Below are 12,583 nucleotides of genomic sequence, written 5' to 3' on the forward strand. Positions count from 1 at the left end.
AATTACACCCAATAGACTATCTTAAAGTAATAGTATGACACAATTTGATGAACAGGCAACTCAAAAACTTTTTGAGAACAACTTAATTACCGAAGAACAATTTATACAGGTAAAAGCCTATCGTAGTTTAGGGATTTTCTCGCTGCATAACGAATTAAAGTTATTTCTGTACCTGTCGGTTTTATTATTTACAACAGGAATCGGAATCTTAATTTATCAAAACATCGATACAATAGGACATGTAGCTATTTTATCTTTATTATTAATCGTAATAGTAATTTGTTTTTACTTTTGCTTTAAAAAATCAAAAGGATTTCAAAAAGAAGATTCTAGTTTTGAGAACCCCGTTTTACAATATTTAGTCCTTACAGCAACAATCCTCAGTTGTATTTTTGTAGGTTATATTCAGTTTCAATATCAGCTATTCGGTACCCACTACGGTTTAGCAACATTAGTTCCTACTATTATAAGTTTCTTTTGTGCGTATTATTTTGATAACAAAAGTGCCCTAACAATTGCAGTAACAGGTCTAGCTGCTTATATAGGATTGTCAGTAAGTCCGCAAACATTGCTAAATAATGATTTTTATACTACAGATACCTTAAGTTATTCGGCAATTATATTAGGAGGTTTACTAATCCTTTGGACTATTTATAGCACAAAGATTAATTTAAAAACACACTTCAATTTTATCTACCTTACCTATGCTTTGCATTTAATAAGTATTGCTTCAATCAATAATTTATTTAATGGTTATTGGTTAATTTTTGTAATTGTTTTAGGAGCTTCTACCTATTATTTTTACAATGTAAGTTATAAAATTCCCGCAATTTCATTATTTGTGTTTACAATTTTATACGGGTATATCGGTACAAATATTGTAGTTTTTAAAATCTTAAACTTTATAAATGCTTACGAATTTTATGGATTGTTGATATTTGGAACTCCTTTATATATTATAGGTTCTATTATATTGTTCATTAAATTAATTAAAAACTTCAATAAACAAAAAGCAAATGATAGTATACAATAAGGATTTATTGAAGAATATTTTCTTGGTCAATGAGGCTGAGAAATTACAAAAAGCTAATTTTATTACTAAAGAGCAATTAGATACAGTTTCTAAAGAATTACCAGTTCTTAAAAGTCAGGATAATATATTAATACGTATTGGGTTCTTTTTGTTAGGAGCATTTTTATATTCATCTATTTGTGGGTTATTATCTATTTTTGGACTTACTTATAATGATGATTATTTAGCGGTCTTACTTTATGTATATGCAATAATAGGTTTTGCCGGAACTGAATTTTTAGCACAACATAAATACTATGGTTATGGCCTAGACGATGCTTTTGTATTAGGAGCGCAATTAACTTTAGCAGCAGCTGTTGCAATGTCTTTTATAACTGGAATCTTCGGGATTAAAAGTGCTGATGTGTTATTTTGTATGATTACAGTAACCATAGTTTCTTTAATATTATACCTGCGTTACCTACATTTATCTTCGATATTGATTTTTTGTTTGGCACTAACTGCAACATTAGGATTTTTTATCTTTAAATATATTGAGCTAGGTGATGTGATTCTTCCGTTTGTATTAATGATTTACGCAATTGGAATGTATTGTGTGAGCAAAAAACTTCTCAAAGATTTAACTGAGCCATTTTATTATAACGGTTTTCTGTTAATGAAAAATTTCAGTTTAATAGTGTTTTATTTTTCAGGGAATTATATGGTTGTAAGAGAGTTTTCGGCTTTTCTATCAGGTACTTATTACGAGTTAAGTCCAGATGTTCCATTTTCGTTATTCTTTTGGGCTTTCACGTTTATAGTTCCAGTTCTTTATTTGTTTTTTGGATTACGCAATAAAGACAGAATCTTACTTTGGATAGGTTTTTTAGTCTTTTGTTTTTCAATTTTTACTTTTAGAACCTATCATCATGTTTTACCATTAGAAGTTGCCTTGACTTTTGGAGGTTTATTGCTTTTTGCCTTTACTTATTTTGCGATAAGAAAGATAAGGGACAATGAAAAAGGAATAACATTTAAACCAGATCGTATGGATAGCTCAAATTCATTACTAAATGCTGAAGCTTTGATTATAGCTTCAACTTTTAATTTAAAACCGGAAATGAAACCAGAAGAATCACCAATGGAGTTTGGAGGAGGAGATTTTAGTGGAGGAGGCTCAGGAGGGAGTTTTTAATTAAAAAAAAAACAGATTAAAATATTCTTGCTAAGACAGGAATATTTTAATCAATATGAGATTCATATTCTTGTATTTTTATTTGCAAACGATTTTCTAAATATTGATTACCACCTTTTAATTTTTCTAAAATAGTCTCAGCTTCATTTTTGTATTTTCTTTTTTTAAGACTATCCCAGCTTTTAGGAGGTTTTTGTAAGTTAGTTATCCTATCTGCTAATTTTACAGCCCAAACTTCTTTTCTTTGGGAGGAAATTCGGTTCAAACTATCAAGCATTCTTTCTTCTTTTGGTAAATCACCATTCTTAGTGAGGGCTGAAACACCTTCAGCTATTTCAGTTCCAAATTCAAGTTCTAATTCATCAAATGTTGTAGCTGTATCTTCTAAAGTATCATGCAATAACGCAATTTGAATAGCAAAATTTAAGTCAAATTCCTTTGAGTTATTTGCTGCAATTAAAATTTCCATTGCCACATTGCTTAAATGAACAACATAGGGTAGTTGAGAATCAGGAAGGAGCTGATTCTTTTCTGAATGTTTATGGGCAGCAAAAAGTATTGTCTTTTGATAAATTGATTGGATATTCATTTAGTTTTATTGAAAATTACACTTTTTCTTTCAACGCTTCAGCATCAATATCGCTATGAGAAGCATTATATATTGACTTTCCGTCTTTGATAAGTAATAATTGAGGAGATTGGTGAACAACGTTAAAACGAGAAGCTATTTCGTTCGAAACATCACGATACGCTATTAAATCAAGAAAATAAGCATTAACTTTATTGTCCAAATCGAACTCTTTTTCAAATTGTTTTAGTGCCATTCGGCTAATACTACATCTTGTACTATGTTTGAATATAAGAATTTGCTTATCTTTAGATGCCGTTTCGATTTCGTCTAATTGCTCCAAACTTGTTAAGGGAATCCAGTTTATTTTGGTTTCTGATGATTTATTTTGTTCAGAATCTCCGAATAGTGATGATAAAAAACTCATATTTTGTCGTTATTTATGACTTTTTGTCGTTTAAAAATGATAAAAATCAAATTTTAAGCGTCATTTTGTCTGTTTTGTTGTTGTGGAATATAATTTGAGAAATAATAAACAAAGTTACTTATTAAAATAGAATCATAAATCATAAATCAAATAAAGATGAACATAAATAAATTTACAATCAAATCGCAAGAAGCAATTCAGCTCTCTCAGCAATTGGCCCAAAAAAATGGTCAACAGCAAATAGAGAATGAACATATCTTCAAGGCTATTTTTGAAGTTGATGAAAATGTGGCGCCATTTATTTTGAAAAAACTCAATGTAAATGTGCCTTTATTTCTTCAAATTCTAGATAGCACCATACAAAGCTTCCCAAAAGTTTCGGGAGGAGATGTAATGCTTTCCAGAGATGCGAATAAAGCATTGAACGAAGCGGAAATTATTGCACAAAAAATGAACGATGAATATGTTTCAATCGAACATTTAATGCTTGCAATTTTTGATTCAAAAAGTAAAGTTGCTCAAATCTTAAAAGATCAAGGAGTAACAGGTAAAGGCTTAAAAGCTGCTATTGAAGAATTACGTAAAGGAGAACGTGTAACTTCAGCATCTGCCGAAGAAACATATAATTCTTTGAACAAATATGCTAAAAACTTAAATGAATTAGCACGTACAGGAAAATTAGATCCTGTTATCGGACGAGATGAAGAAATTAGACGTGTATTACAAATTTTAACACGTCGAACTAAAAATAACCCAATGTTAATTGGTGAGCCTGGAGTTGGTAAAACTGCAATTGCCGAAGGTTTAGCACGAAGAATCGTTAATGGTGACGTGCCAGAAAACCTAAAGGATAAAATTGTGTTTTCGCTAGATATGGGAGCATTAATTGCCGGGGCAAAATATAAAGGAGAGTTCGAAGAACGATTAAAATCGGTAGTAAAAGAAGTTACTGCAGCCGAAGGTGATATCGTCTTGTTTATAGATGAGATTCATACACTTGTAGGAGCGGGTGGAGGAGAAGGCGCAATGGATGCGGCTAATATCCTAAAACCAGCATTGGCTCGTGGAGAATTAAGAGCGATTGGTGCAACAACTTTGGATGAATACCAAAAATATTTTGAAAAAGATAAAGCGCTTGAACGTCGTTTCCAAAAAATTATAATCGAAGAGCCAGATACTGAAAGTGCGATTTCAATTTTACGTGGAATCAAAGAAAAGTATGAAACACATCATAAAGTTCAGATAAAAGACGAAGCAATTATTGCTGCTGTAGAGCTTTCTCAACGTTATATTACCAATCGTTTCTTACCAGATAAAGCGATTGACTTAATGGACGAAGCTGCGTCTAAATTGCGTATGGAAATCAATTCAAAACCTGAGGAATTAGATGTTTTGGATAGAAAAATAATGCAGTTAGAAATTGAGATTGAGGCTATAAAACGTGAAAAAGAAGAAAGCAAGCTTAAAGCTTTACGAATGGAATTGGCGAACCTGAAAGAAGAACGTAATGAAATCTACGCTAAATGGAAATCAGAAAAAGATGTAGTAGATGGTATTCAGGCTGTAAAATTAGAGCTTGAAAACTTTAAACATGAAGCAGATCGTGCAGAACGTGATGGTGATTACGGAAAAGTAGCCGAGATTCGTTATGGTAAAATTAAGGAAGCTCAAGAAAGACTGGATGTTTTATTGAAACAAATGCATGAATACCAATCTGGAAATTCTTTGATAAAAGAAGAAGTTACCAGAGAAGATATTGCCGAAGTTGTGGCAAAATGGACTGGTATTCCAGTAATGAAAATGCTTCAAACAGAAAGAGAAAAACTATTGCATCTGGAAGATGAGTTACACAGACGTGTAGTTGGTCAGGAAGAAGCGATTGAAGCAGTAAGTGATGCTGTAAGAAGAAGCAGAGCTGGTTTACAAGACATGAAAAAACCTGTGGGTACATTCCTGTTCTTAGGAACTACTGGGGTTGGTAAGACTGAGCTTGCAAAAGCATTGGCAGAGTATCTTTTTGATGATGAAAATGCCATGACAAGAATTGATATGAGTGAATATCAAGAACGTCATAGTGTGAGTAGATTAGTAGGTGCACCTCCAGGATACGTGGGATACGATGAAGGAGGGCAATTAACAGAAGCTGTGCGTAGAAAACCGTATTCAGTAATTTTGTTAGATGAGATTGAAAAAGCGCACCCAGATACATTTAATATTTTATTACAAGTATTAGATGAAGGACGATTGACTGATAACAAAGGGCGTTTGGCCGATTTTAAAAATACGATTATCATCATGACTTCGAATATGGGAAGCCAGATTATACAAGAAAAATTTGAAAACCTAAAAGGTGGAATCGAAGCTGCTACAGAGGCTGCAAAAGTCGAAGTGCTTGCTTTATTAAAACAAACAGTACGTCCGGAATTTATAAACCGTATTGATGAGATTGTGTTGTTCCCACCTTTAACAGTAGACAATATTAAACAAATTGTTGGTTTACAATTAAAAAGTGTTACAAAAATGTTGGCTTTGCAAGGAATTACAATGGATGCAACTCCAGAAGCAGTTGCTTATTTATCAGATAAAGGATTTGATCCGCAATTTGGTGCAAGACCAGTAAAACGAGTTATACAAAGAGATGTTTTAAATCAATTGTCAAAAGAAATTTTGGCAGGAAAGATTACAACAGATAGTATTATTTTATTAGATGCTTTTGATGGTAAATTGGTTTTTAGAAACCAAACACCAGAACTGGCTAATTAATATTTAATTTTTAGTAGTTTGAAAGCACCAGTCGAAAGACTGGTGCTTTTTTTTGTAAAAACTAAAAATCAGTAAATCATGAAACTTTTTTTTAAATTATTATAAAAAAAAATCTAATTAAGTTCTCACCTTTACGTAAGCAGAGTTAAACTAGAATTAACACGATATAAAAACTTAAAAATAAATATTATGAACAACATATTTAGAGGGTTAATAGCAGGTTATGGAGCCAAAAAGCTAGGTAGCGGATGTTTTGGTACTATTTTCGTTTTTGTAATCATCTGGTTGCTGTTAGGACAATGTAGTTAAAGAAAGTCAGATTGAAAATATTTGATTAAATCAGAAGAAAGAGATTTAAACAAAAAGTATTAGATTCGCACAAAATAACAAAATGCGTCAATTATTTTTTTGTGCCCTACACAAAGAGATTAGCGCAATTTTTAAAACAAAGATATGGCATCAGGTTTTTTCGTTCTATTAGATGATATTGCAGCAATTATGGATGATGTTGCGGTAATGAGTAAAGTTGCAGTAAAAAAAACAGCAGGTATATTAGGAGATGATTTGGCGGTTAATGCCGAAAAAGCTTCAGGATTTGTTTCTTCAAGAGAATTACCTGTATTATGGGCGATTGGTAAAGGTTCGTTTATTAATAAACTTATCATTTTGCCAATAGCATTTTTATTAAGTGCCTTTTTTCCAGTAGCAATTATTGTAATCTTGGTACTTGGTGGGGCTTTTTTAGCTTATGAAGGAGCCGAAAAAATATTTGAATTTTTCTTTCCGCATAAACACGCAAAAATAGAGGTTACAGCACAAACTTTTTCAGAAGAAGAAATTTTAGCTGCCGAAAAAGAAAAAATAAAATCAGCAATAGTAACCGATTTTATATTATCTGTCGAGATAGTAATTATAGCATTAGGAACTGTAATAGAAAAACCCATTCTAACGCAAATTATGGTTGTTTCGATAATTGCAGTAGTTGCAACAATTGGAGTGTATGGTATTGTTGCGCTTATTGTAAGAATGGACGAATTAGGTTTAAAACTTATTCAGCTTAGTAAAAAAGAACGTAGTATATCAAAAACTATAGGGAACTTTTTAGTGCAGGCACTTCCAAAAGTGATTCAGAGTTTATCAGTAATTGGTACAATCGCTTTAATCCTGGTAGCAGGAGGTATATTTGTACATAATATTGATTTTTTCCATCATTTAGTTCCGCAATTACCTTCTATCGTAAAAGAGTTTACTATCGGACTTGTGATCGGTTTTGTGGTTTTAGCGATTGTAACCCTAATCAAAAAAATGCTTCCTAAAAAAGAAGTAGCAGAATAAATAAAAAAAGCAATTATTAAGGAACATCAGTCTAACGTCTGGTGTTTTTTTATGCCAAAAATGAAAATTTTAAAATTATTAATTCATTGATTTTTAAGTGTTTGTTGGTTTGTTTGTTTTTTTTAACATTTTTATGAAGCAACCATAGTAATCTATTTGCATCTATGTTATAATTAACAACAATAATTATTTATATGAAAAATTTTAAATTAAAAACAGTTTTAGTCGTATTATTCTTGTCAACAGCATTTATTGCATGCAGCAATGATGATGATAAAGAGGAAGAAAAACCACCAACTCCTGAGTTTGTAATAAAAGGTGCTTTGGCAACAGAAGTAAAAGGTCCTGCAACTGGAAAATTAAATGAGGAACTTAGTTATGATGTAACTTATATAGTAGATAATACTTGTGGAGAATTCAGTAAAATTTCTGATGTAACAATTGGTAAAGACAAAGGATTACAAGTTGAGGTTAAATATCCAACAGGAGTTTGTACTACTCAAGTTCCGGATCCTAAAAAAACGATTTATAAATTTAAATCAGCTACTGCTGGAACTTTTGAAATAAAATTCAAAAAATCAGAGACAGAATTCGTGATACAGAAAGTTGTTATTGAATAGTTTATTGAATAAAAGTAAATAGTTGTTAAAAGCGTAATGCTTTATATCGCTAATTTAAAAACCGTTTTATTTTTATTTCTTTTATCAAACACCATTGAAAAGAAATATTTATAAAACGGTTTTCTGTTTTTATGTATTATATGTTCTTTGTTATTGAAAAAATATCAATAATAAATTTTCTTTTACATGGTCAAATTTATTAAAGGAATAAATTACGTTTAAAAACTTAATCTGTTTGTTGTAATTAAAATTATGAGTTATTGAGGTTCATACTGTTAATTTATCTTGAAGTCTAATTCATAAGAGTTAGTTGTATTGTTAATGCTCTTTTGTATTAAAAACATGTAAATTCTAGGGGCGTTTTAGTATTTTTGAAGTCTACTTATGACTTTTTTAATTATGATAAAAACTTTACACTTCTGCTTAATTGTCTTTTTTTCATTTTTTTGTTTGACTCCAAATTTAATGTCACAAAATAAATGGGAATTATTAAACCCCAAACCTTCTTTTAAGACAGGTAAAAATATTAAATTTATTTCTGAAAATGTTGGGTATATTTTAAATAATACTGAAATATTAGAAACTCATGATTCAGGAATAACATGGACGAAAAAACAAGATATTAATAGCGGTAATGATTTAAAGTTTTATAAGAATGTTGGTTATGTTATTGGGAATGATGGCTATATGCTAAAATCAGTTGATTTTGGAGCTTCATGGACAGAAGTAAAAAAAAAATTTTCTGTAAATTTTAATACCATTAGTATTATTAATGAAACAACAGTTGTTATTTCAAGCTCTAATAGTATAATTAAATCAGTAGATGGAGGGAATACTTGGAATAATCTAAAAGTTCCTAATGCTACTATCAATAAAACTTTTTTTACTACATCTTTGATTGGACATGCTGCATGTACTGATGGAAGAATGTTTAAGACTATTGATGGTGGAGCTAGTTGGTATGCAACTACAAACTCAAATGTAGTTGCTTATGATTTTTCTGAAGTTTATTTCTTAGATGAGAATATTGGTTTTTCGTCTACTAATCTGCATTCGAATCTTTATAAGACTACTGATGGAGGAGAAACTTGGTGGCAAATCCCAAATATGAATGATGCCTTTTATACTTTTTCATTTGTAAATGAAAGTGTAGGTTATGCAGCAGGATTATATGGAGTGATTTTTAAGACTATCGATGGTGGTCTTAATTGGAAATGGGCTAGCTTTCAAGATAGTCGTATATTTAATACTGGGATTTATGGAATACATTTTTTAGATAGCGAAACAGGATTCGCAACTGGAGCGAGAGGCAGAATAATCAAGACCACGGATGGTGGTAAAACATGGGTTGAAAATTCTCCCAATTATTATGATATTAACAATTTACAGTTTTCAACGAATGAAATAGGTATTGCTAAATCTGGAAATTTATTTTTTAAAACAATTAATTCTGGAGTAACTTGGGAGAAATTGAGTTCGATAGATGCTGATCGAATATCAGCTTTTGAATTTGTAAGTGAAAACTTAGCTTATGCGGCGATAGGAGATGGGGCATATGAAGGGATTGTTTTTAAAACATTAGATGGGGGAAGGACGTGGAATAAATCAAACGGAGGTCTGGCGGTTATGCATGGTGGAATTGACAGTATGTCGTTTCTTTCTGAAAACGTAGGTGTTGTTTCGGGTAGATTTGGTGTGAAAAAAACTACAGATGGAGGAAACACTTGGGTAGGACTTTCGGATAATAGTTTTCAAAAAATGCAATTTTTGAATAAAAATATCGGATATGGATATAATAGTTATAGCAAAAAAGTATATAAAACAATTAATGGAGGGGGTAATTGGGAAGTTGTTTTTACTGCTGAGGAAGATATAAAATCAATAGATTTTGTAGATGAAGATACTGGATATGTTGTTGGGGCTTATGGTTTACTTTTTAAGACAAATAACGGAGGGCTTAATTGGACGAAGCTTGAAATTCCATATAAAAATTATCTCTATGTTAAGTTTTATTCTAAAAATGTAGGTTATGTTTTTGATATAAAAGGAAAATTGTACAAGACTGAAAATGGAGGAAAAAGTTGGGATAATATATTTAAATTGGAGCAAAGTTATGAAACTTGTATTATTTCGATAATTGGAAAGGATATTTACGTAGGAGGAGCAAGTGGTATAATATTAAAAAGTAAAATCGATTTTAAACCAACTGTTTTTCAATTAAATCCCGCAGAGAATATTCTTGCACGAAGTGCAGTTTTATCTGGGAATGTAAGTGTAAATGAGGGGTCTGTTGATAATGTACGTGTTGAATATTTTGATTCTTCATTAATAAATAAAGTTAGTATTTCAGCAATTGCATTATATGCTACTTCTTCATTAGATTTTTCATTGCCAATATCTAATTTAGAGCCCAATAAAACTTATTATTACAGGATTGTTGGATCTCGTGGTAATGTTTCTTATTATAGTGAGATGATGACTTTTGTTACAAAAGAAGAATATTCATTAGCAATCGATGCTATTTCCAATGTATTAGCAAACAAAGCGGAAATCAAAGGAAATGTTACTTCTTATGGAAGTGATATTTCGGATGTTGAGTTCCAATATACTACTAAACAAGATTTTTTAAAATATGATGTTTTAAAGAGTAGTACCTTAGTTAAAGATAATACTACTGAAAAAATTAATGGGAATTTATTAGATTTAAAACCGAAAACTAATTATTATGTAAGGCTTAAAGCAAAACAAGATGGAAAAGAGATTTTTAGCTCAATTAGTACCTTTACAACATTATCAGAATATGAGGTAATCTTATTTAATCCTAGTGTAGTGGATAATAGTGTGACATTATCAGCTTATATTGATGCGTATAGTAATGATATAACTAACGTAGTTTTTGAATATGGGGTTTTAAACTATGAGAATAGTATTTCTACAAATGTAAGCCAAGTTTTAATAGGTACTTCAGCTTATGTAACAGCATTGTTAACCAATTTAGATTCTGATAAAATATATTTTTATAGATTAAAAGCGCTAAACGGAGCGAATGTAATTTATAGTAAAGATGGTATTTTTAATCTTTCTAAGAGGGTGTTTTTAAAAGCTGGAAACGTAATTGATAATAATAATCAAACGACACTAACTGGGTATATAAATCCTTTTGGAGCATTTTTAACTAATATAGAATTTGAATATGGAACTACAGAAAGTCTAGGGTCTAGTATTGTGAGTACTCCTAATAATGTTTATGGATATGCTGTATTTCCTTTTAATGCGGTTTTAGATAATCTTATAAAAGGAGAAAAATATTATTACCGACTCAAAGCTTTTGATGGAGATAATAATAAGTTCTTATATTCAGATTTGTTATCTTTTACTACTCAGACGTTAGGTATAGAAGTACCTATTTTAAAAAACAATATTTTTTTATATCCAAACCCAACCAATGGAGTTGTAAATGTTAACTTGATAGATAATAAAAAGGTTATTTCGGTTTATGTAATCGATGAACTAGGTAAAATTACTAATTATGAAAATAGTATAAAGGCAGGAGTTCTACAAAAAATTGACCTTTCAGGGAAATCTAGTGGGATATATATCATAAAAATAATAACGGATGATAACTCAATAATTAATAAAAAAGTAATTCTTAAATAAAAAAATATTTTAAACGAATAATCTAAATTAGATTTTCTGTTACTATCTAGAAAATTAACTATTTTTGCAGTCTAAAAATTTTAAGTCATGCCGAATAAGAAATATAAAATTGCTGTTATTCAATTGAACCTTAATGATGTTGCCGAAAACAACTTGAAAAAGTGTATCAGTTGGGTAAAAGACGCTGCAAATAAAGGTGCCGAAGTTATATTATTGCCAGAATTATATAGCAGTCATTATTTTTGTCAAAGTGAAGATGTTGATAATTTTGCTTTAGCAGAACCATTATATAGTACTTCATTTATTGCATTTAGTGCTTTAGCCAAAGAATTAGGTGTAGTTATAATTGTTCCTTTCTTCGAGAAAAGAATGGCAGGAATATACCACAACAGTGCTTATATTATCGATACAGACGGATCTGAAGCTGGATTATACCGTAAAATGCATATTCCAGATGATCCACATTTTTACGAAAAATTCTATTTTACACCTGGGGATTTAGGTTTTCAAGCTATTGAGACAAAAAAAGGAAAAATAGGAACATTAATTTGTTGGGATCAATGGTATCCGGAAGCTGCTCGTATTACAGCTCTAAAAGGTGCTGAAGTATTGTTTTACCCAACAGCAATTGGATGGCATCCGAAGGAGAAAGAGCAATATGGTGAAAACCAATATGGAGCTTGGATGAACGTGATGAAAGGACATGCTGTTGCAAATGGTGTATTTGTTGCTGCTGCTAATAGAATTGGTTTAGAGCAATATATAGATGGTACAGACGGAATTCAGTTTTGGGGAGCTTCATTCATTGCAGGTCCACAAGGTGAAATTTTAGCGCAAGCCTCACATGATAAAGAAGAAATTCTTATTGCTGAAGTTGATTTAGATTTACAAGAAAACGTACGTCAGAACTGGCCGTTTTTCAGAGACAGAAGAATAGATGCTTTTGGAGATATTACTAAAAGAGCAATCGATTAATTGAGTTGATTTATATAAAAGCAAAAAGGAC

The 12,583-nt window shown here is 30.8% G+C and carries 9 protein-coding genes; 7 read left to right on the forward strand and 2 right to left on the reverse strand.

What is annotated here, in order from left to right; genetic code table 11:
* The first annotated feature begins 34 nt into the window (after window positions 1-34).
* Both SHI72_RS05315 and SHI72_RS05320 read left to right on the forward strand, forming a co-directional pair.
* Entirely contained in the window at window positions 35-1,033 is a 999-nt protein-coding gene (locus tag SHI72_RS05315; RefSeq protein ID WP_323489275.1) for a DUF2157 domain-containing protein, read from the forward strand.
* Window positions 1,017-2,207 (forward strand): hypothetical protein, encoded by a 1,191-nt coding sequence (locus SHI72_RS05320; protein WP_323489276.1) that lies wholly within the window; start codon window positions 1,017-1,019, stop codon window positions 2,205-2,207. Before SHI72_RS05315 ends, SHI72_RS05320 begins: the two co-directional genes overlap by 17 nt.
* A gap of 46 nt (window positions 2,208-2,253) precedes the next feature.
* Here SHI72_RS05320 and SHI72_RS05325 read toward each other — a convergent pair whose 3' ends face one another.
* Both SHI72_RS05325 and ytxJ read right to left on the reverse strand, forming a co-directional pair.
* Complete coding sequence (locus SHI72_RS05325) at window positions 2,254-2,796, reverse strand: HD domain-containing protein (protein ID WP_323489277.1); 543 nt, start codon at window positions 2,794-2,796, stop codon at window positions 2,254-2,256.
* Between the two features lie 16 nt (window positions 2,797-2,812).
* The gene (ytxJ, locus tag SHI72_RS05330) at window positions 2,813-3,202 is read right to left on the reverse strand and encodes a bacillithiol system redox-active protein YtxJ (protein ID WP_323489278.1); all 390 of its coding nucleotides are present in this window, start codon (window positions 3,200-3,202) and stop codon (window positions 2,813-2,815) included.
* A gap of 156 nt (window positions 3,203-3,358) precedes the next feature.
* Between ytxJ and clpB the strand changes: the two genes are divergently transcribed.
* The 5 genes from clpB to SHI72_RS05355 all read left to right on the forward strand — a co-directional run bounded on the left by clpB (window position 3,359) and on the right by SHI72_RS05355 (window position 12,552).
* Window positions 3,359-5,965, forward strand: coding sequence for an ATP-dependent chaperone ClpB (gene clpB / locus SHI72_RS05335; protein WP_039113036.1), 2,607 nt, complete (start codon window positions 3,359-3,361; stop codon window positions 5,963-5,965).
* Window positions 5,966-6,418: 453 nt separating this feature from the next.
* Window positions 6,419-7,300, forward strand: coding sequence for a DUF808 domain-containing protein (locus SHI72_RS05340; protein WP_086895711.1), 882 nt, complete (start codon window positions 6,419-6,421; stop codon window positions 7,298-7,300).
* A 194-nt stretch (window positions 7,301-7,494) separates the two neighbouring features.
* A complete protein-coding gene (locus tag SHI72_RS05345) occupies window positions 7,495-7,920 on the forward strand; it encodes a hypothetical protein (RefSeq protein WP_039118301.1) in 426 nt (141 codons plus the stop codon).
* 465 nt (window positions 7,921-8,385) lie between these two features.
* Window positions 8,386-11,577, forward strand: coding sequence for a YCF48-related protein (locus tag SHI72_RS05350; RefSeq protein WP_323489279.1), 3,192 nt, complete (start codon window positions 8,386-8,388; stop codon window positions 11,575-11,577).
* 87 nt (window positions 11,578-11,664) lie between these two features.
* Entirely contained in the window at window positions 11,665-12,552 is an 888-nt protein-coding gene (locus tag SHI72_RS05355; RefSeq protein WP_035620980.1) for a carbon-nitrogen hydrolase, read from the forward strand.
* Window positions 12,553-12,583 lie beyond the last annotated feature (31 nt).

The organism is Flavobacterium sp. PL02, assembly GCF_035013205.1.
Lineage (GTDB): Bacteria > Bacteroidota > Bacteroidia > Flavobacteriales > Flavobacteriaceae > Flavobacterium.

Excerpts from the sequence above, each read along its gene's own strand:
- SHI72_RS05325 (WP_323489277.1), bottom strand. The coding sequence starts at position 2,796 with ATGAATATCCAATCAATTTATCAAAAGACAATACTTTTTGCTGCCCAT.
- SHI72_RS05355 (WP_035620980.1), top strand. The coding sequence starts at position 11,665 with ATGCCGAATAAGAAATATAAAATTGCTGTTATTCAATTGAACCTTAAT.
- clpB (WP_039113036.1), top strand. The coding sequence starts at position 3,359 with ATGAACATAAATAAATTTACAATCAAATCGCAAGAAGCAATTCAGCTC.
- SHI72_RS05350 (WP_323489279.1), top strand. The coding sequence starts at position 8,386 with ATGTCACAAAATAAATGGGAATTATTAAACCCCAAACCTTCTTTTAAG.
- SHI72_RS05315 (WP_323489275.1), top strand. The coding sequence starts at position 35 with ATGACACAATTTGATGAACAGGCAACTCAAAAACTTTTTGAGAACAAC.
- SHI72_RS05320 (WP_323489276.1), top strand. The coding sequence starts at position 1,017 with ATGATAGTATACAATAAGGATTTATTGAAGAATATTTTCTTGGTCAAT.
- ytxJ (WP_323489278.1), bottom strand. The coding sequence starts at position 3,202 with ATGAGTTTTTTATCATCACTATTCGGAGATTCTGAACAAAATAAATCA.
- SHI72_RS05345 (WP_039118301.1), top strand. The coding sequence starts at position 7,495 with ATGAAAAATTTTAAATTAAAAACAGTTTTAGTCGTATTATTCTTGTCA.
- SHI72_RS05340 (WP_086895711.1), top strand. The coding sequence starts at position 6,419 with ATGGCATCAGGTTTTTTCGTTCTATTAGATGATATTGCAGCAATTATG.